The following is a 20,720-nucleotide window of genomic DNA, read 5'->3' as shown; positions in this document are numbered from 1 at the left end:
GATGCGTATCTTCGTTGCAGGGCATAACGGCATGGTGGGCGGCGCGATTTTGCGGCAGCTACAGACCGATGATCGCGTGACGCTTCTTACCGCGACGCGGGCTGAGCTTGACCTGACGAACCAAGCCGCCGTGCATGAGTTCATGCAGGATCAAAAGCCAGATCAGGTCATTTTGGCCGCGGCCAGGGTCGGCGGGATCATGGCCAATAATACCTATCCAGCCAGTTTCATCGCCGAAAACCTGATGATCGCAACCAATGTGATCACGTCGGCCTATGCGGCGGGCGTACAGAAACTGCTGCAATTGGGATCATCATGTATCTATCCGCGCGACGCTGCGCAGCCGATCACCGAAGACGCGCTTTTGACCGGCACGCTTGAGCCCACCAATGAGCCCTACGCCATCGCCAAGATCGCCGCGATCAAGCTTTGCGAAAGCTATAACCGGCAATACGGCACCGATTATCGGTCTATTATGCCGACCAATCTTTACGGGCCGGGCGATAACTTCCATTTGGAAAACGCGCATGTACTGCCAGCCTTGATGCGGCGTTTTCACGATGCGGCCCGGCAAGGATTGGATCATGTCACCCTGTGGGGCACCGGGACACCCCGGCGCGAGTTTCTGCATGTCGATGATATGGCTGCGGCTTCGGTCTTTGTCATGGGATTGCCAGGCGACGCGTATGAAAACCACACCGAGCCGATGCAAAGCCACATCAATATCGGAACCGGCGAAGATATCGCGATCCGAGAGCTGGCGGAACTGATCGCCGAAACAGTTGGATTTCAGGGGGAAATCCGCTGTGATACGTCAAAACCCGATGGCACACCGCGTAAACTGCTAGATACGAGCACCATCAATCGGCTAGGGTGGACACCCAAAATCAATTTACGCGCTGGGATCGCATCCACCTATGAATGGTTCTTGGCGCAACAAACATCCGGCCAGACATTACGGGCCAGTTAGGAAGACGCCATGATCACTCCGGTAATTTTATGCGGCGGTTCGGGCACGCGGCTTTGGCCGTTGTCACGTAAAAGCTATCCCAAGCAATTCTCGGCGTTGATGGGCGAGGAAAGCCTGTTTCAAGCCAGCACCAAACGGTTGGGCGGATCGCAATTTAACCAACCCGTCGTGGTAACGGCAGATGCGTTTCGGTTCATCGCGGTCCAGCAATTGCAAGAGATCGGGATCGATCCGGGCGCCGTTCTGATCGAACCTGCGGGGCGCGATACCGGCCCGGCCGTGCTTGCCGCCGCCTTGCATCTGCAAAACACCGATCCCAATGGATTGATGCTAGTGGCACCATCCGATCATGTGATCCCCGATGATGCACTTTTTACCAGCACAGTTGAGGCTGCGATCCCCGCAGCACTGGCCGGCCAGCTTGTCACATTCGGGATTACGCCGGACCGGCCTGAGACCGGCTATGGTTATCTTGAATTGGACGCGGCCCCCGTTGATGCAGGCACCCCCATCCCGCTCAAAAGCTTTGTTGAAAAGCCAGACAGCACCCGCGCGGCTGAAATGCTCGCGGAAGGGCGGTATTTGTGGAATGCGGGGATTTTCCTGTTCTGCGTCAAAACAATCATCGCGGCCTATCAGAATACTGCGCCCGCAATTTATGAGGCTGTCGCACAAGCCATCGCCGATGCGCAAGCCGATTTGGGCTTTTTGCGGTTGGCGCCAGAACCCTGGGCTGATGCACCTGCAATATCGATCGACTATGCGGTTATGGAAAAGGCGCAAAACCTGTCGGTTGTTCCTTATACGGGCCGTTGGTCCGATTTGGGCGACTGGGCCGCAGTTTGGCGCGAAACCGAAACCGATGGCATGGCCGCATCTGGGCAAACCACCGCCATCGACTGCCAGAACACATTGCTACGCTCTGAAATCGACGGGCAGCAGCTTGTCGGGATCGGGCTACAGGATATCGTGGCCATTGCCATGCCGGACGCTGTGCTGATCAGTACCAAAGACCGGGCGCAGGATGTCAAACAGGCCGTATCCCAGCTTAAGGCAAACGACGCACCGCAGGCCGAGTGCTTTCCCAAAGATCACAGGCCCTGGGGGTGGTTTGAAAGCCTTGCGATTGGGGATCGGTTTCAGGTGAAACGGATTGTGGTGGATGCAGGGGCGGCCCTGTCACTGCAATCGCACCACCACAGGTCAGAGCATTGGATCGTCGTGCAGGGCACCGCAAAAGTAACGGTGAACGACGATGTGCAACTGGTGACCGAAAACCAGTCAATCTATATTCCCTTGGGGGCAAAACACCGGATGGAAAACCCTGGCAAAGTCCCGATGATTCTGATTGAGGTGCAAACAGGCAGCTATCTGGGTGAGGATGACATCGTCCGTTATGAAGACATCTACGCCCGAAATTGACCGCTGACATGGGCGGCCCATCCAATAAGCCTAAACCCGCCCATATCAGGTAGGACATTTGACATCACGTCATTGGTACTGAATTTTGCCACAATGATGAATATATACGCTTACAAGTTAATCGTTTCGAAGGAGTGACTGTCCGTGTGTGAAGTCTGTCAAGCGCTTGCCAACACCTCTGCCGCCATTTCCGGTGTGTCAGGGGACTGTCCGACCGACTCGCTCGACGGCGGAACCTATCGGACGGATGACGTGATTACAGTCTATTTTGTCACTAATGGACAAGAAGCGAATGCCGCGGACGAAATCAACGATCCGACCGGTTCAGATGAAATCGAATCTGATGGCTGGACACTTTATGAGCAGCAACGGGTTGAAGCCGCGCTTGCCGCGATCTCAAACTACATCGATATAACGTTTCAGGTGACAACCAACGCAAATGCAGATTTCCAGCTGGTTTTGGATGACGACGAATTTCCAAGCAGCGGTTTCTTGGGCTACTTCTATTCCCCCGCATTTGCCGGGGATAACAGTGCCGTTATGGGAGCGTTCAACGCAAACGGCTTTGGCTGGAGCGAGGCCGGGCTTGATGACGGTGGACTGGGCTACGCCACCATCATCCATGAACTTCTACATGGGCTTGGCCTAGATCACCCGCATGACGGCGTGACCATTATGGAAGGGCTGGCTGGTTCTGCATCTGATCCAAACTATCCTTTTGGCTTTTACGGCGATTATGATCTGAACCAGCAGGTTTACACGATCATGTCCTATAATGACGGGTGGTTTGGTGATCCTGCATCCGATACCGACGGCAACGCGGCAACACCGATGGCGCTTGATATCGCGATCCTGCAAGAGCTCTATGGCGCGAACACGACCTATAACAGTGGCAGCAACGATTATGACCTGGGTGACGCTGCCTGGGTTGGGATCTGGGACACCGGTGGAAGCGACACAATCACCTATACCGGGAATAACGATGCGACCATCGATCTGCGCGCCGCAACGCTGCAATATGCCGATGGTGGGGGCGGTTATCTGTCCTATGTCGAAGGGATCGCAGGCGGATACACGATTGCCAATGGGGCCGTTATCGAAAACGCCACAGGCGGGGACGGTGATGATACCCTGATCGGGAACGCGGTCGACAACGTGCTGGTCGGCAATGGCGGTTCGGACGAAATTATCGGTGGGCGTGGCGATGATGAGATCGACACAGGCACCGGCAATGATGAGGCCAACGGCAATTCCGGGTCAGATGAAATTAGCGCAGATAGCGGCACCAACACGCTTTTCGGCAGCTCTGGCTTTGATGACATCACAGGTGGAACCGGGGTCGACATCATCGACGGCGGCAGCGGTGATGACAATATCTCTGGCGGCAATGGCGGGGATACGATCTATGGCGGCAAGGGCGATGATACCATCAGCGGCGATGGTGGCGCGGATATCATCATCGGTGGTCTGGGCGCAGACACGCTCACTGGCGGTGCAGGAGCCGATGATTTCGTGTTTGAGTTCATCAGCGATAGCTACGCCGACTCCACGCGGCGCGACACGATCACCGATTTCGAAACAGGCACCGATGACATCGATCTGTCCAATATCGGCGGGCTGACCTTCGTTGGGACGACCGGTTTCAGCAATACGGCAGGTGAGGTCCGGCTTGAAGAAAGCGGCGGTGACACGATCGTGCAGCTTGACTCTGATGGCGATGGCAATGCCGATCTTGAGATATTTGTCGATGGCGTGACCGGTCTGTCTTCAGGCGATTTCATCCTCTGATGCGGGTCCTGGTAACCGGCGGGGCCGGTTATATCGGCAGTCACACTTTGCTTGAACTGATGGCCCAAGGCCATGAGGTCTGCGTGTTGGACAATTACAGCAACGCCACCCCCGAAGTTTTGACACGGGTGCGGGCCCTGTCCAACGGGGCTGTCATGGATTTCACCGGCGATGTCCGTGATCCGGAAAAACTGGATGAAGTCATGCAAGGGTTTGCCCCCGATGCCGTGATCCATTTTGCGGGTCTAAAGGCGGTTGGTGAAAGCACCGAAAAGCCCCTGCTTTACTATGATGTGAATGTGGCGGGAACATTGGCCCTGCTCAATGCGATGGACCGTGCTGGCGTCAAAAAGCTGATCTTTTCCTCATCAGCCACTGTATATGGTGACCCGGTCTACCTGCCTTATGACGAGGCACATCCAACAAACCCGACATCCGTCTATGGACAGACCAAGCTGATGGCTGAAAACATGCTGACGGCCTGGACCAGCGCACAGCCGGATACATCAGCAGTTCTCTTACGGTATTTCAACCCGGTTGGGGCGCATGCCTCATCACGGATCGGGGAAGACCCCAAAGACATCCCGAACAATCTGATGCCGTTCATTGCACAGGTCGCCGTCGGCAAACGTGAGGCACTGACCGTGTTCGGGGATGATTACGACACACCCGACGGAACCGGATTGCGCGATTATATCCATGTGGTCGATCTGGCGCGGGCGCATGTGGCGGCACTGGACTATGCCGATCAAAACACGGGCGCGCGGCCATTCAATGTCGGGACGGGTGACAGCTATAGCGTGCGCGATATGGTTGCGGCCTTTGAGCGGGCCAGTGGAAAGACCATCCCAACAAAATTGGCAGGCCGCCGGGCGGGGGACATTGCCGCGATGCAGGCAGACGCAAGCCGGGCAAAAGCCGAGCTGGGATGGGAAGCAACACATGCGCTGGATGATATGACGGCCAGTACATGGGCATGGCAATCAGCAAACCCGCATGGATATGATCGCGGCGACCCCAAAAAATAAGCTCCCCACGCTGATGCGTGAGGAGCTTGGAAACTCGTTAAATATTTACTCAAAATAGCCCTTGATCGCGGTATAAGATGCCGCGACGGGTGCTTCAGTGCGTTTTCTCACACAAAGAAAATTAACTTAACTTTTTTGCCCGGCCAGTACACAAAAGCAAAAGAGGGCACCCCATATACCAAGGTGCCCTTTAGACATTTCACAACATGTCACACCAGATAGACTACTGCGAAAGACGCGCAACAATCCCTTCATACTCAGCTTGACTGATCAAAAGATGCTTCACGACAACATCATCAAAAGAGGACTCCCAACCGTCTTCGTTGTCATAGGTATACCCACCCGAGCTAACCTCGATTGAGTAAACGCTTGCATCCTTCGTATCCCGGAAGAAAGCGATGCTGGACGCGGGCACATGTTCTTTTTTCTTTGCACCGGCATTGGACAGAATACGGTTGGCATCAGCGCCGGACATCAATTGAAATAGCGAAAAGTCGCGTGCTTTCATGTCGGCTTCTTTTGCGGCAATGTCAGATTTTGCGAGATGCGAAACGACGAAGGACTGATCGATATCGTTCATGCTGCCGCCCGTGGCTGTGTTAACCATTGTACCCCCTGCGAACAGGGCAAACAAAAGCGGTGGGCCCGCAATCAATGCGATCTCGATATACCAGAACCACAACGCGCCGCCGACATCACCACCGCTTGACCGTCCGGCCCGCGAGACAGAGTAGCTCACATATGGGGCGATTTCTTCAAAGGCGACACGGAACGGCTCAACAAAGCCCAGTGTGTACCAGTCCATGATCGGCGTTATCGACCACAGCGGCACCTCATTCATCGACAACCACTGGGCGTAGTACATCCAAAGGCAACCCGCGGCTGCGGCAATCGCAGCCAAAAGCCGCGTGAAGCGATCCGATGAACCGAAAATACCCGTCGCTATGATGCCGCCAAATGCAAGCAGCACACCCAAAACGATCGCTGCGATAAAGCCCAAATAGATGAACGGATTAATATTAACGACAAAAGCGTAGGCAAAACCCAACGCGGCGCCAATCGCGGCGCTGATCGGTGGCGCCAGCAATAGGCCAAAAAATGACCGCTTATATTGTTCTTCGGCGAATTGTAATTCTTGCATTATTCCAACTTCTTCTAATGTACGTCTTAGCTGCAACGATGCGGCGGACGTGCGTTGTTCGGGAAATTCTCAGCCAACTTGTTGCAGCCCCATTCATTAATAAACCCGGGCGCACGCGCGTTGATTTTCATGCCGGTATCATCGAGAAAAGGCGACTATTTATTGGTCACATAGGCATACCACCGCCGGCCCAAACCAGCGATCGCGATAATCAGCATGAGGCTGATGAGCATCAATGGCTTTTTATAATCCAGGTGGTCCCCTCCGATATTCAGACGGAGACGATAGATGCAGATTTGCCCAAGCTGTCAATAAGCCCGATACATAACGAAGTCGTAATGTGTTCGATTTTGAGGCTTTTGAATCAAAAACCGGCGGAAATCCGCGCGTTATTGCGTGCTTTCCAGACCTTCCGGCTTGCCGACCACAACAAAATGCAGGTCATCCGGGCGCAGCAAATCAGCGGCAACGCGGCTGATATCCTCAAGCGTTACAGCCTCGATAAAGTCATTCCGGTCGATCACATAGGACGGGGGCAGATCGATCATCTGCATCCCCACCATAATTCGGGCAATGTCGCTATTGCCGTCAAAGCGCAGTGGGTATTCTCCGGTCAGATAGGTCTTGGCCAGTTCAAGCTCTTCAACGCTGAGCCCATCTTCGGCCATGCGGCGCCATTCATCGCGAGTGACCGCAATCGCTTCTGCAATCGTGCTGTTATCGGACGCCACGCGGCCAATGATCATCTCGGCGTGGAATTTCGGAACAAGCGATGTACCGATCCCATAGGTCAAACCGCGCTTTTCACGCACTTCGGTCATCAGACGAGATTCAAAACCGCCCGCGCCCAAAACGTGATTGATGATGTATGCCGCAAAGAAGTCTGCATCATCACGCTTCATGCCTACGTGCCCAAACAGGGCCACGGCCTGCGGTGTGTCGTAATCAATGACGGTCACACCACCTTGCAGACCAAACGGCACATCCGCAGGCAGCGGCGGACCCTCGGCTGGCAAGCCGCCCAAAAGCGTATCTAGCATCGGGCCGACCTCTTCTGCGGTGATATCGCCAACAACCGAGACATAGACGCGGTCACGGGTCAGTGCATTGGCATGGGCAGTGAACATATCCTCGCGGGTCAGCCCATTGACGCTTTCCGCAGTGCCATCAATGGCCGTCCCATATGGATGATCCCCAAAGGCGCCCCTGTCAAAGGCTGCGCTAGCGATGCTGTTGGGGTCTTTTTCATCACTCGCGATGCCAGACAAAACCTGCGCCCGGACCCGATCAAGTGCGTCCTGCTCGAACGTCGGATCAACGATGGCCTGCTGCAGCAGGGCCAGCGCCTCATCTTGATTTTCGGTCAGAAATTCAGCCGAGATAGACAACGTGTCATCAAAGCTGCGAAAACTGAAACTTGCGGCCAAAGCTTCGCGAGCAGTCTGGAATTCTTGGGCATTCATATCTCCCGAGCCTTCTTCAAGCAGACCAGTCATCAGATTGGTGGCGCCGCGTTTGCCCGGCAAATCAAGCGAGGCGCTGCCCCGGAACCTGATTTCTAAAGCGATGAATGGGATGCTGGGCTCTTCGACGACCCATGCATTGATCCCCCCTTCCGAGGTGATTTCCTGGATATCAATTTCGGCCTGTGCGCTGCTTGCGATGATGGCCAAGCAAAGGGCGAAGAAAATACGGCGCATCAGCGTGCCTCCTCTTGGTTGGCAACAACCCAGCCGGTAACGGCCTGATCACGGTTCAAGACCTTTTCGGCCACCGATTTGATGTCATCGATGGTTATCGATTGCAGGATATCGGGCCAAGCTTGCACGTCTTCAACCGTCAAGCCCTGGGTCAAAGCGGCGCCATAGCGGCGGGCCAGGCCAGAGGTGTCATCCAAAGCGTAAATTTCAGAGGCGCGCAGTTGGTTGCGGATATTGTCCAGACGGGCGGGATCAATCTCGGCGCTCATGAAATTGGTGACAACAGCATCCATCGCCGTCTCGGCTTCGGATAGGCTGACCCCCTCGGCGGGGACAACAACAAGACTAAAGGTCGTGTCATCCAATGATGAGCCGCCATAAGAGGCATTTGTGTAGATCGCGGTTTGCGTATCAAACTGCAGGGCCTGGCCCAGGTCCGACGTGAACGAGGAACCGCCCAACAATTCAGCAAGGTATACAAGGGCCGCAGCTTCCTTCTGCGCACCGGGATCGCGTTCGGGGGCCAGATAACTGCGCAGCAGATAAGGCTGGCTGACACGTGGATCGACATAAGTAATCCGACGCTCTGCACGCTGCGGGGGTTCTTCAGGACGGATACGCTCGGCTACATGTGGCTCAGCCGGGATGGCACCATAATATGTCTGGGCAAGGGTGCGGACCTCATCAGGGTCCACGTCACCGGCAACGACCAATACTGCGTTGTTCGGCGCATAATGGTCGTCATAGAAATCCAGCACATTCTGCAGGGTCAGATCTTCGATCTCATGCCGCCAGCCAATGATCGGTACACCATAGCGATGGTTCTGGAACTGGGCCGCGCGGAATTGCTCATTGGCGAGGGCACCGGGGTTGTTTTCAGTGCGCTGATTGCGTTCTTCGATGACAACCAGACGCTCGGTCTCAATGTCTTCCGCAGACAGCTGCAGATTATTCATCCGGTTGCTTTCCATCTGCATCATCAGTTCAAGACGGTCCGCCGCGACACGCTGAAAATAGGCGGTGTAATCGTAGCTCGTAAACGCATTATCGCTGCCCCCGTTGGCCGCGACGGTTTCGGAAAATTCACCAGGCTCCAGAACATCGGTACCCTTGAACATCAGGTGTTCAAGATAATGGGCGATGCCCGAGATACCCTCGGGCTCATCTGCGGACCCGACTTTGTACCAGACCATATGCACCACAACCGGGGCGCGGTGATCCTCGATCACGACGACTTCCATCCCGTTCTCAAGCGAGAATGAGGTCACTTCTGCGGCCTGCGATGCGACACTTGTCGTCATCAGCATGGCCAAGGCGGCGAAGAAACGTGTCATGGGCACCCTTTTTGCGATTGTTGCCACGCATACCTACGCCCCTTGGCGCAGGGTTCAAGAGATCAAACGCGGATGTGAGCCAGTGTTTAGGATGGATCTGTGTCTTGGGGCAGGCAAACCCGATCAACAAAGGATCCATCCTCACCAACAACATCGGCACAAATTTCATGTGGCGCATCTGCCGGCACCGTCTGGGCGGCGACAGGTGCAACAGGCACGGTGACGCCAAGGCCGCGTAACCTTTCCAGCTCGGCATATGCGTCTAGGGCCTGACGGGAATACGCGGGGAAGTAACGATCGCGGTTCAGCGGGTTAAACACATTCGTCAGGCGAGCGCGTTCCAAAGTGGCCTCATCCTCGGCGGCAAGCGTAGCGCGGATGGCCGGATCGGTACCATAGCGGCTGGCCTGCGCAACAAGCGCGGCATCGCCTGCGGGAACGCCGCCCGCAAACTGCGCATTGGGTGCACCGCCAAGCGCTACGATGGCATCAGCATTCGGCATTGGATCAGCCAGATTTGTACCACCCGGCGTCGGTGTGGGCAGTGTCAACTGAGCGGGGATTTCCAGCGGCTCTTGCGGGATCACCGCAAACTCATCCGGACCGCCACCTGCGGCCTGCAAATCACGCAAAGGACGGTCAGTATCACCACATGCCGCGACAAGGAAAAGGGCCAGAGAAAAGGTGACAGGTCCACGCATCAAAAGATTCCAGTAAACGGTTTCAAGCCTGTTTAGCCCAAGGCCAAGCAGAGGTCACGTCGCTTTCTTGTTATCATCGGCAAGAAAGGCAAGCCCAACCGCACCGATGAAAATCGCGATATCCGCAACATTAAAGGCATAAGGGTTATTGATTCCGCAGCAGGACATGTTCAAAAAATCAGCGACTGCACCATAAAAGACCCGGTCAATGACATTGCCCAGCGCGCCGCCAATCATGAAGCCGCCCGCGATATAGGTCCACTTTGTCCCGCCCGTGCGGCGGAGCCACCATATCACTGCGATTGTTATGACGAAGGCAACACCAACGAGCACCCAACGCATATTGAAGTCCGCGAACAGGCCAAAGTTGACGCCTTTGTTCCAGGCCATGCGGAAAACCAGAAAGGGCGGAAACACCTCAACCGCAGGCACCCGCGGCAGCGCGTCGACAGGCACCCGCACCTGTGCCCATTGAAAGCCGAAGACCACAAAAAGCACGTAGAATTTGGTAGCCTGATCGACCAGAAAAATCCAAAGCGCTGTAAGACCCATCAACCGCATGATTAATGCCGGAAATGCCGCATGCCGGTAAAGACCATGGCAATCCCGGCCTCATCGGCGGCGGCGATCACCTCGTCGTCGCGCATCGATCCGCCCGGTTGGATGACGCATGTGGCCCCGGCAGCAGCGGCCTCCATCAACCCATCGGCGAAAGGAAAAAACGCGTCCGAGGCGACCGCAGACCCAATAGTCAACGGCTGGGGCAAGTCCATGGCCTCGGCCATACGCTCGGCCTTTTTGGCAGCGATCAAGGCGCTGTCGACCCGGCTCATCTGCCCAGCCCCCACGCCCACGGTCGCCTTGTCTTTGACATAGACAATCGCGTTGGATTTGACGTGTTTGGCGACTTTCCAGGCGAATAGCAGGTCCGCCATTTGCGCCTCGGTTGGGGCGATTTTGGTGACAACCTTCAGATCGTCCATGCCGACAAAGCCTGTGTCTTTGTCCTGCACCAAAATCCCGCCGCCGACTTGGCGGTAGGTGGTGATGGGGGCTTTGACATCTGGCAGGCCCTCGGTGGTCAACAGACGCAGGTTCTTTTTGGCGGCGAACACGGCCTTGGCTGCGTCGGACGCACCGGGCGCGATGACGACTTCGGTGAAGACTTCGACAATCGCTTTAGCGGTGACCTCATCCAGCGGTTGGTTCAACGCGACGATCCCGCCGAAGGCACTTGTCCGGTCGCAGTCAAACGCGTTGGTGTAGGCCTCAAGCAAGGTTGCCCCACGTGCCACACCACATGGGTTGGCGTGTTTGATGATCGCAACGGCGGGGCCATCGGCGGGGTCGAATTCAGCGACCAATTCAAACGCCGCATCGGTGTCGTTGATGTTGTTGTAGGACAATTCCTTGCCCTGATGCTGCTGGGCGGTCGCTACACCTGGGCGATTAGTGCCGTCGGTATAGAAGGCCGCCGACTGATGGCTGTTTTCGCCATAGCGCATGGTTTGTTTAAAGGTCCCGCTGAACGACCGGCGGCGGGGCGTGTCCGCATCAATCGCGCCTGCCATCCATGTGCTGACAGCGGTGTCATAGGCGGCGGTGCGGGCATAGGCGGTCTGGGCCAGACGTTGGCGAAGGGCCAGCGTGGTTTGGCCGTCATTGGAATCAAGCTCGGCCAGCACAGCGGCGTAGTCTTCGACGTCCGTGACTACCGTCACAAAAGCATGGTTCTTGGCGGCAGAGCGGATCATGGCCGGGCCACCGATATCGATATTCTCAATGCAGGTATCGAAATCGGCACCTTTGGCGACGGTTTCCTCAAACGGATAGAGGTTCACAACCAGCAGATCGATCGGGCCGATGTTGTGGTCGACCATCGCATCGCGGTGACCTTCCAAGTCACGCCGGGCGAGCAGACCGCCATGGACAACCGGATGCAAGGTCTTCACGCGGCCATCCATCATCTCGGGAAAACCGGTGACATCGGCGACATCGCGGACCTCAAGCCCGGCATCCCGCAGGGCCTTGGCTGATCCGCCTGTCGACAACAGCTCGACCCCCCGGTTGGCCAAGGCGCGGCCCAGATCAATCAGGCCAGTTTTGTCGGAAACGGAAAGCAGCGCGCGGCGCAATGGTGCGAGGTCGGTCATGAAATTCCCCAAAAGGTTATTCGGTCACATCCATTGGATCGGCCTGTTCCAGATCACGCACCGCAGTGGGGGTGTCTTGGGCTTTGGCCAGCGACCAACGGACGCGTGTCGCATAGGACATTGCGCGCCCGGATAAAACCACCTGTTGGGTTGCACGGGGCTTTAATCTGCCATTTTGCAGATAAACCGAAGGGGCAAGGGTCAGCGTACCCACCCCATCATGGCGAAACACCCATGTTTCCCCCGATTTCAAACGCAGTGACACCGCAGTGCCGCCCATATCAAGGGTGGCTTCCACATCGGGATGCAAATGAAAGCGGACCGAAAACGCCACACCGTCGACATTGATCGAATCGAAGCGAGACTCATCCTGAGAATCCAAGGCAGTCAGCAGGTCTTCTCCGGTCAACATCCGGCCGTCAATGGAAAGGGATAATATACGGGCATGGGTCAAGCCGTGGCTGGGCTGATAGCCGTTATGGGATAGCTCCAACCGGCGGGGATCATCGGCATTGGCGCGCACCAAAGTCGGGATCTTCGTCAACTGGTCCGATTGGGTGCCAAGCTCGGATGATGAAACACCGTCAAGGCTTAACGTGGAATGGCTGGGCGTCGCGCGGCTGGCACGGCGCCATTCATCACCAAAACGGGCGCCCGATCCGCAACCGACAATCACTGGGCGGCGAGCCGAGGTCAGCTCCATTCCTAAGGTGCTGGCATGCGCACGAACCGACAAGTCGCCCCGAGGCGGGGCTGCCGCATCGACTAGGATAGAACTGCGGCCACCGGTCAGGCGGGCAAAGCCCATATGCAAACCGGGCTCTGGAAGAGTTTTCACACCCGACGCAGCAAAGGCCTGTTCGGCCCGGCCCTCAAGCCCGGCACCGCCACCGTGGAAACGGGCGAGCGCCCCATCAGCATGGCGCAGGGCGCGCAAGACCGGGACAATACGGTCGATCGCACGCTCAATTGCGCGGGGCACATCATGATTGGCATCGTGCAAGGCCTCAACCGTCCAGTTGAGCAGGGTCAAGATTTCAAGCAATTCTTCAGGATTGCGGGTGGCAATGGCACCGCTGGGATCAATTTCTGTGTCACAATCCTTGGCCAAGGCGGCAGCCGCGCGGGCGACATGATGGGCCATACCCTCAAGTGACAATCCGGCATAAATGGTCCCTGCCAGCGCCTCAAACCGAGAAAGCCCGGGCGGGGTGACCTGCGCACGGCGGGATAGAAACTGCATCTGCCGGGCAAGGCTTTGGAAAAACAAATCTGACTGGGGTTTTTCTTGACCGCGTAGCAAAAAGAAGCCGTGATTGATCCAACGGATCAGACGGCGACCGGTCAAATCAGGAAACCAGCCAGAACCGGTGCCCTTGCCGTAAAGATCAATCCATTCAAACACCCAACGCTGGGCGCGGCGGCGGGCGCGCTCATCACCGATAGCAGCCAAATCATCCAGCCAGGCACAGCCGTGGATTTCACCGGCCACATCAGGGTTCTTTGCGGCGATGTCCCAAATCGACAGGTTTGGACCTTCGACAAGCAACCCCGAAAACAGAAAATTCCCGGCAATCAACTGACGGCCACGGGACACAATACCAATACTGCGGGGTTCAGGAGCAGAGACAAAAGCAGTCACAGCCCGGCCCCGGGCGGAACGCCTGGCCTGCACCCGGTGCATGAAAATCGTCCAACGGGCACGCCATGTGTTGGAATGTGCCAATATCCTGCCGCCTCAAATGCCACTCTGTCTTTGGTAAACCATAGGAAAAGGCTTAGGCGAAGTCACGCATAGTTCTCTGGACTGATCACTTCCGGCATAAAAAACTCAAACGTCCACATTCGGATACCTTTCGTATTTTGACGCGTCACGCCTGAGCAGTTGGCGAACACAGCTGGCGTAGGCGGTTCAGTTTTAGCGTCCACGCCCGGCGAACCATACCGATGACACCCCGGCGACCAGGATAATCGCCAAGCCAATCAGGCTTTGACTGTCGGGCCATTGCGAAAAAACGACCCACCCGATCACCATCGCGGCAAGCAGTTGGCTATAGATCAGCGGCGCAACCACCCCCGCAGGTGTTGTCCGGTTCACCCAAACAAGGATCAAATTGCCGCCAGCTGATCCCAGTGCGGACAACGTGATCAGAATTCCCGCATCCAAGGTCAATTTCGGGATCGGGCCAAGTGCGAAAGGAGCCAGAACAACCGCCCCGATTGCAAGTTGTGAAAACAGCAAAAACCGCGGTCGGAACCCGCCCGCGAGCCAGCGGGTGGCCACCAAGTAAGAACCATGAAAACACCCTGCCAGAATGGCAAAACCCATACCCGTCGTCATCCCAAAGCCGGGCCGGACCACCAGAACGACGCCAATAAAGCTACCCAGCAAAAGCAGCGTCCGCAGCGGTGTGATCCGCTCACCAAGCAGCAACGCCGATAAAAAGTAAGACACGACCGGCCCGACAAAGAAACCGCCAAAGACATTGGCCATCGGTTCGGTCTTCAGCGCAGTCAAGATGCAAACAATGCCGGCAACGATCAAAAGGGCGCGCAAAGCCAATCGCCAATCCAACATTAGGCGCAGCTCAGCCCGGCTGAGCCCGCAAATAGGCGCAAGAAGCACTGCAGCCACGGCAAAACGTGTCCAGGCCACAAAAACCTGCGGAAATCCTGAGGTGGTCAATAGCGTCGCAGCTGCGTCACCGCCCACGATCAGGAACATCGCCACAACGACACTTGCGACGACACGTATGGGAAATTGTTGCTCGATGACGGGCCTTTCTGTTCGGCGCGAACAAAAGGCCGAAGGGCGCACAAGTCAACATAAAACAAAAAGGGCCAGGCCCTGCGCCCAGCCCCTTGGTTTTTTTCGAATCCGATCCCTTAGAAGGAATATTTCACCCCGACCGATAACGACGATAGGTCAAGCGTGTTGTCGTTGACCCGGTTTGTCCCACCAGCGATTTCAGGGATACCGTCGAATTCAACGCCAACAACTTCGGTATATTCACTAAAGACCGACCAATTGTCGGCGACAGCCACCGACGCCCCAACACCATAGGAGAAACCGGTTTCGGAATATGAATCTTCGGTCACCGGCGGGGCAAAAGTATAAGAGTTGGTCACATCAAAATCGACCTGAGTGACCCCGGCATGGGTGTAGAGCTTTACAACGTCACTGACCTGAGCCCCCAAGATCGCACGGGCGCCATAAGTTGCCTCAAGCTGCACATCTGTGACCAAAATCCCGTTGATATTGCGCGTCTGGGCAGATTCAGCGTTATAAAACGCCTCAGCGCCCCAATAGAGAGGCCCAGAGCCGATCCCGCTTTCATAGCCCAAAGCGATACCGCCCCCGGCATCAGTTTCGCCGGTCCGGGTCACAAAGCTCTGATCGGGTTCACCCAGCGCAGCGCCCGTGTCGCGCTCAATTTCATGGAACTGCGTCTGCGCTCCGATTTTACCGCTAATGTAAAAGCCGTCAGCAGACAAAGCTGTCCCGGCCATCACAAACGCGATGGTCGTCAATTTAAGATTTTTCATGGTTTTTCCCTAGGTAATCTAAACACACGCATCATGCTGCGTGGACCGAATTTGGGCGGTTTTGTCGCACAACTGCAATTCACGTTCACTAACGTCAGCGTTGGCGAAAATTGAGCTCCGCGTGTGTCAAATCTACGTGTCGGAAAGTGCCAAAAAACGTGATCAGCCAGACGGGACTAAAACGCCTGCGGGCCAAACGGGGCCCAGTCGGCGCCAGTGGCTACAAGATTGCCGAATTGGTTGGGCAACCCATCGACCGTCACGGCGAGCAAATCGAAATCATGTTATAGTGCCACGGCAGCGCTACCGAATGGCGGGCTAGCATCCCCGATCAAAGGCCTGATACCTACAAACAAAAATACCGCGCCTGATCGACGCGGTATCCTCAGAAATTTAAGTTTTGATCAGAACTTGCAGGACGCGCGGACCGAGATCGTATCAAGCTTGATGTCAACATCTGCATCAACAAATTCTTCTGAGCTGGTGAAGCGAGAAACATATTCAGCACCAATCACGAAATTGTCTGCCAGCAGAAAATCAACACCAGCACCGAGCGAAAAACCTGCCGCATTAATATCGTTTGGCCCAAAAGTTGCTGGCGTTGCAGACACGCCAAAGACGCCGTAGACTTCAGAACCGTTCTGCGCCATCAAGCCATAGTAGATGCCCAATGTCTAAGAATCTTCAAGAGGGTACATACCATCGTCCGAAAGCGTGTTCGAGATTTCAATTTCACCGTCACTTGGCGTCCCGGCTGAAATACCAAAATACGACCCGTTCCAATCAGCTAGAACTGCGGATGGGAGCAAAACCGTTCAGCGGCCTATCCACCTACTGCCATGCAACCTGTAGCGGAATTGCCACGGCGCCAGAGGCATGCACTGCCAAAAACCTGATGCGGCAAACTTGCAAGCCCAGCCTTGCGCTGCTCTAACACCGTCCAAATTACCGGGAGAAGCCGCTCATGGTCGACATCGCTACACGCGTCTGGAATCACAAATGGAAGATCGACCCCATCGTACGGTCGCTCATCGATACGGATTTCTACAAGCTGCTCATGTGCCAATCAGTGTTTCGGAACAAGCCCGATACCCATGTGACCTTTTCGCTGATCAATCGGTCCAAAGCGATCCGGCTCGCGGATATCATTGACGAGGGTGAGTTGCGCGAACAGCTTGACCACATTCGATCACTCTCGCTTAGCCGGGGGGAAAGCACCTGGATGCGCGGCAATACGTTTTATGGCAAGCGGCAGATGTTCAGCCCGCAATTCATGGATTGGTTCGAAGACCTGCGGCTGCCAGCCTATCACCTTGAAAAGAAGGATGGGCAGTACGAGCTGACATTTGAAGGCAAATGGCCCGAGGTGATGCTGTGGGAAATTCCAGCTCTGTCGGTGCTGATGGAACTGCGCAGCCGGGCCGTGCTGCGGGACATGGGGCGGTTTGAGCTGCAGGTGCTCTATGCGCGGGGGATGACCAAACTGTGGGAAAAGGTCGAACAGCTTCGCGACATCTCCGATCTGCGGCTCGCGGATTTCGGCACGCGGCGGCGGCATTCCTTTCTTTGGCAGGACTGGTGCGTTCAGGCGATGACCGAAGGGTTGGGAGCGCGCTTTGCCGGGACCTCTAACTGCTTGATCGCCAAAAACCGGGATCTTGAGGCGATCGGGACCAATGCGCACGAACTGCCCATGGTCTACGCGGCCTTGGCCAAGGACGACGAAGCGCTGCGGCAATCCCCCTACGACGTGCTGGCCGACTGGCACGAGGAACACGACGGGAACCTGCGGATCATCCTGCCCGACACCTTTGGGACCAAAGGGTTCCTGGACGGGGCACCCGACTGGCTTGCGGGCTGGACAGGGATCCGGGTCGACAGCGGAGACCCCGCGACAGGGGCCGAAACGGCGATCAACTGGTGGACATCACGGGGCGAGGACCCCCGGCAGAAACTGGTGATCTTCTCGGACGGTCTGGACGTGGACAAAATCATCAGCTTGCAACAGCAATTCGCCGGGCGATGCCGGGTGTCGTTTGGGTGGGGGACAATGCTGACGAATGATTTTAAGGGGCTGGTCGCGGACGACGGGCTGGCACCGTTTTCGCTGGTCTGCAAGGCGGTCGCGGCCAACGGGCAGCCGACGGTGAAGCTAAGCGACAACCCCAACAAAGCGATGGGTCCGGCAGAAGAAATCACCCGGTATAAGCGTGTGTTCGGGGTTGGGGAGCAGGACCGGGTTGAGGTTGTAGTTTAGGCAGCGGCTTCTTGCGTCTTTTTCTTCTTATCCATTACAGAGTACTTCTTCGCAGAAGTGGCAAAAACGGCTTCGATCTCTGCTGCCGCCTTAGAAATCACCTCTTTAAGCACATCGTCCCCTTCTTTCTGCTCAGGCATTGCTAATGACTTACGATCAGCTCTATCGAGTAAAGAACTTCTAAGTGGTTGATCATGCATCATTGTTTTCTCCATCTGCGGTTGGGGGGCGCCGCCGTTGCGGTTGAAATAGCGCGAATTCAGATCGGTTGGAAAGTAGTGTTTTCGTTTGACCCATACGAAACCATCATTTTTCGATATTACAGCAACATCAACAGGTCCACCGACAGTCTCAAGTTCTTGTGACACTTTTCGTTTTATTGATGTAAGATCGATCAACGCTTCCGCCATCTTTGCAAGCTCAGGTTTTGGCATAAATTCTACCATACTCTCGATTTCATTGCGCGATCTTTGTTGAAAACTGGTGAACGCATCGTCGTTTAAGCTTTTCATGAAGGCTTCTTCGGCATCTTTTGCCAACTTTTTGAGCTCGGTACGCTGATCGTCCTCTATCTCAATAGAGCCAATAATCCCCTCCGAGATCTTCCGAACTGTTTCGCTAGAAAACTCAGTGATATCGCTGCGAAGTCGGTCATCAAGCCCATACAGAAACCGATCAACCATTTCCTTTTGAGCAAAGGGCCGGACAAATGCCCTTCGCCCATTTCGGTCGATGTCACAATGCTCGGTTTGAAATGCGCGGACTTTCGCCTCGAAGACGCTGTCTATCTCGAACGATATCAAGGTTGGGAAAATCTCGTTGCCACCGAAACCAGCGAACACAAGCCCCGTTTTGTTATTCGAGATATGGTTTGACTGCAGAACCTTCGTGCAAATTTGAATTATGCGGTCAAGCTCACTTGCAGCAAGCAGTGTCACCGAGTCGTTGACTACGTTGCTTATCAGACGCTTGTACAGCGCTGCCTGTCGTCTGTTATCTTTGCGTTGGAGAAACTGAGCCTTACCAAGTTGGTCAACACTATCTTCGTATCTATCAAGAACGTCTGAAACTATTTTTGCCTGCACTTCTCTGAAATCTTCGATAGAGCCAATTTCATTGTCATCGTTAAGCCGCTTTATGACGGCCTGCTGCATTGTCGTGCTGATATCGGCGGCGATTGGAGCGATCACTGAGGCAACGCTATCGCGCAGTTCTTCCTCTGGTGCTTCATCGACGTAAGTGTAAAGATGATGCAGGAAGGCGTTGGCTGCGTCCTCTACCGTCTCGAAGTCATCACACTTTTTCCGAAAGCCTTTAACAACGGTCTCGAGCGGTACCCCTAGAAACTGCATGCCGTTGTAGACCATAATGCCTATTGGCTGTGTAGTACTCAGCTCGAATAGCTTGTCAGCTGACTCGAATATCTTCAGTGTTTGTTGACCAGAAGAAATTGTCACTGCGCTATCAGTAGCAAGAGCTACCGCTGATTTATTAAGCACCGCAATTTCTGCTGTCATCGTATCCAACACCTACTAAATATTGAGAATATGCCAACTTGTGGCACCAATTGCAAGCTGTTCGGGCATCTCCGAAAGCAACCATAGGTGTTATTGCAGGGCAATTACAAATGCGGAATACCCAACCCCTGCACTCTCTATGGCCTACTACAATGGAGCGTGGAAACAGTACACAATACGGTCTCACAAAACACCCGTAGGGCAGGGTTTTCCCCGCTATGCCGCCCTATCACCAACCCACACACCCGGCGGGGAAAACCCCGCCCTACGATTTGTCGGGATCAACCGATCCCCGGAGCGCCTTCACCTCCCCGCGCGCTTTCTTCCCCGCAAGCCTGCGCTTGACTGACCCATAGGTCGGTTTCGTCGCGCGCCTACAACGCACCGACATCCATCCGCTGATGCAAAACCCGCAAGACTGTCACGGCCTCCGCGTCCTCGCGAAAGAAAACCACATGGCGTCCAGCCAAAACGCGCCGCAAGCCTTTACCGACTTCTTCGGCTGATTGCGAAGCGACATCTCCGGCGGCAACCCCAAGTATCCGTTCTTCTAATCTGGCGTCATAGGCCACAGCCTGCGCATAACCCCAGCGGTCTTCTGTGTAGTCCCAGATATCTGAAATATCGCTTACCGCCGCGTGGGCATACGTAACCCGCTTCACTTGGCAGAGTTCTGCTTGGCCTCGTATTCCGCATGTTTCTGCGCCCGGAATTCGTCCCAGTCAAAGTCTTCGGCGATACCGGACGCGATGCCCTTTTCAATCTCGGCCCGCAACCGCTCCAGCTTCGTTTCTTCGACCTCAAGCAACCGCAGCCCCGCCCGGACCACATCACTGGCAGAACTATACCGCCCGGTCTCAACCTTGCTTTCAATGAACCCGGTAAAATGATCCCCAAGGGAAACAGATGTATTGCGTGGCATGGTTGACCCCACTGTACCAAGAATAGGTACAACATAAAGCGCAGCGGCTGACACGGCAAGGTATCAATCGTCGTCAACCTTCCCCCTTAGCGCCTTCACCTCTCCGCGCGCTTTCTTACCCGCCAGCCTGCGCTTCACCGACCCATAGGTCGGTTTCGTCGCCAGCCGCCGTCCTTCGGAGTCGCCCAGCCCGCTGCTTTTTGGCGATCTCTCAGTTACATCACGGCGGATCCCATAGCCA

General features: G+C 55.5%; 18 protein-coding genes and 2 pseudogenes. 5 read left to right on the top strand and 15 right to left on the bottom strand.

The annotated features are described in order from the left end of the window. Position 1 precedes the first annotated feature (1 nt). The 4 genes from AABB29_RS07850 to galE all read left to right on the top strand — a co-directional run bounded on the left by AABB29_RS07850 (position 2) and on the right by galE (position 5,208). The gene (locus AABB29_RS07850; RefSeq protein ID WP_373636864.1) at positions 2-970 is read left to right on the top strand and encodes a GDP-L-fucose synthase family protein; all 969 of its coding nucleotides are present in this window, start codon (positions 2-4) and stop codon (positions 968-970) included. Positions 971-979: 9 nt separating this feature from the next. Continuing rightward, complete coding sequence (locus AABB29_RS07845) at positions 980-2,392, top strand: mannose-1-phosphate guanylyltransferase/mannose-6-phosphate isomerase (protein ID WP_341367464.1); 1,413 nt, start codon at positions 980-982, stop codon at positions 2,390-2,392. A gap of 144 nt (positions 2,393-2,536) precedes the next feature. Continuing rightward, positions 2,537-4,180, top strand: coding sequence for a M10 family metallopeptidase C-terminal domain-containing protein (locus AABB29_RS07840; protein WP_341367465.1), 1,644 nt, complete (start codon positions 2,537-2,539; stop codon positions 4,178-4,180). Continuing rightward, positions 4,180-5,208 carry a UDP-glucose 4-epimerase GalE gene (gene galE, locus AABB29_RS07835; protein WP_341367466.1) on the top strand — a complete coding sequence of 343 codons (1,029 nt, stop codon included), beginning with the start codon at positions 4,180-4,182 and terminating at the stop codon, positions 5,206-5,208. The genes AABB29_RS07840 and galE overlap by 1 nt, the downstream gene beginning before the upstream one ends. A gap of 223 nt (positions 5,209-5,431) precedes the next feature. Here the strand turns inward: galE and AABB29_RS07830 are convergent, their stop codons facing one another. The 10 genes from AABB29_RS07830 to AABB29_RS07785 form a co-directional block, all read right to left on the bottom strand. After that, on the bottom strand, positions 5,432-6,349 hold the full coding sequence (locus tag AABB29_RS07830; protein ID WP_341367467.1) for a hypothetical protein: 918 nt from the start codon (positions 6,347-6,349) through the stop codon (positions 5,432-5,434). 389 nt (positions 6,350-6,738) lie between these two features. Further along, positions 6,739-8,049 (bottom strand): pitrilysin family protein, encoded by a 1,311-nt coding sequence (locus AABB29_RS07825; protein WP_341367468.1) that lies wholly within the window; start codon positions 8,047-8,049, stop codon positions 6,739-6,741. Beyond that, entirely contained in the window at positions 8,049-9,383 is a 1,335-nt protein-coding gene (locus tag AABB29_RS07820) for a pitrilysin family protein (RefSeq protein ID WP_341367469.1), read from the bottom strand. Before AABB29_RS07820 ends, AABB29_RS07825 begins: the two co-directional genes overlap by 1 nt. Positions 9,384-9,469: 86 nt before the next feature. Continuing rightward, the gene (locus AABB29_RS07815) at positions 9,470-10,084 is read right to left on the bottom strand and encodes a DUF3035 domain-containing protein (RefSeq protein WP_341367470.1); all 615 of its coding nucleotides are present in this window, start codon (positions 10,082-10,084) and stop codon (positions 9,470-9,472) included. Positions 10,085-10,138: 54 nt separating this feature from the next. After that, on the bottom strand, positions 10,139-10,645 hold the full coding sequence (locus AABB29_RS07810; RefSeq protein WP_341367471.1) for a signal peptidase II: 507 nt from the start codon (positions 10,643-10,645) through the stop codon (positions 10,139-10,141). A gap of 2 nt (positions 10,646-10,647) precedes the next feature. After that, positions 10,648-12,237, bottom strand: a complete 1,590-nt coding sequence (gene purH / locus AABB29_RS07805; RefSeq protein WP_341367472.1) for a bifunctional phosphoribosylaminoimidazolecarboxamide formyltransferase/IMP cyclohydrolase — start codon at positions 12,235-12,237, stop codon at positions 10,648-10,650. Positions 12,238-12,253: 16 nt separating this feature from the next. Further along, the gene (locus AABB29_RS07800; protein ID WP_373636863.1) at positions 12,254-13,963 is read right to left on the bottom strand and encodes a heparinase II/III family protein; all 1,710 of its coding nucleotides are present in this window, start codon (positions 13,961-13,963) and stop codon (positions 12,254-12,256) included. Positions 13,964-14,155: 192 nt separating this feature from the next. After that, positions 14,156-14,962 carry a DMT family transporter gene (locus AABB29_RS07795; protein ID WP_341367473.1) on the bottom strand — a complete coding sequence of 269 codons (807 nt, stop codon included), beginning with the start codon at positions 14,960-14,962 and terminating at the stop codon, positions 14,156-14,158. Positions 14,963-15,123: 161 nt separating this feature from the next. Beyond that, on the bottom strand, positions 15,124-15,783 hold the full coding sequence (locus AABB29_RS07790) for an outer membrane beta-barrel protein (protein ID WP_341367474.1): 660 nt from the start codon (positions 15,781-15,783) through the stop codon (positions 15,124-15,126). Positions 15,784-16,187: 404 nt separating this feature from the next. Next, positions 16,188-16,436, bottom strand: a complete 249-nt coding sequence (locus tag AABB29_RS07785; protein WP_341367475.1) for a hypothetical protein — start codon at positions 16,434-16,436, stop codon at positions 16,188-16,190. Between the two features lie 311 nt (positions 16,437-16,747). On the opposite strand from AABB29_RS07785, the gene pncB reads away from it, so the two are divergent. After that, positions 16,748-18,040 (top strand): nicotinate phosphoribosyltransferase, encoded by a 1,293-nt coding sequence (pncB, locus tag AABB29_RS07780; protein ID WP_341367476.1) that lies wholly within the window; start codon positions 16,748-16,750, stop codon positions 18,038-18,040. Here the strand turns inward: pncB and AABB29_RS07775 are convergent. From AABB29_RS07775 to AABB29_RS07755, 5 genes and pseudogenes are all read right to left on the bottom strand, one after another. Beyond that, entirely contained in the window at positions 18,037-19,557 is a 1,521-nt protein-coding gene (locus AABB29_RS07775; protein WP_341367477.1) for a hypothetical protein, read from the bottom strand. The genes pncB and AABB29_RS07775 overlap by 4 nt on opposite strands. A 265-nt stretch (positions 19,558-19,822) precedes the next feature. Beyond that, a pseudogene (locus AABB29_RS07770) lies at positions 19,823-19,933 on the bottom strand (aminoacyl-tRNA hydrolase); the annotation flags it as partial. Beyond that, the gene (locus AABB29_RS07765; RefSeq protein WP_341367478.1) at positions 19,932-20,219 is read right to left on the bottom strand and encodes a type II toxin-antitoxin system RelE/ParE family toxin; all 288 of its coding nucleotides are present in this window, start codon (positions 20,217-20,219) and stop codon (positions 19,932-19,934) included. The pseudogene AABB29_RS07770 and the gene AABB29_RS07765, both read right to left, overlap by 2 nt. Further along, positions 20,216-20,479 (bottom strand): type II toxin-antitoxin system ParD family antitoxin, encoded by a 264-nt coding sequence (locus AABB29_RS07760; protein ID WP_341367479.1) that lies wholly within the window; start codon positions 20,477-20,479, stop codon positions 20,216-20,218. The genes AABB29_RS07765 and AABB29_RS07760 overlap by 4 nt, the downstream gene beginning before the upstream one ends. Before the next feature lie 63 nt (positions 20,480-20,542). Then, positions 20,543-20,650, bottom strand: a pseudogene (locus AABB29_RS07755) (aminoacyl-tRNA hydrolase); the annotation flags it as partial. Positions 20,651-20,720 lie beyond the last annotated feature (70 nt).

Origin of the sequence: Yoonia sp. BS5-3 (genome assembly GCF_038069655.2) — a bacterium.
Classification (GTDB): Bacteria; Pseudomonadota; Alphaproteobacteria; order Rhodobacterales; family Rhodobacteraceae; genus Yoonia; species Yoonia phaeophyticola.
Note: the sequence above shows the minus strand (reverse complement) of the source record. Positions and strands in the feature narration are given on the sequence as shown.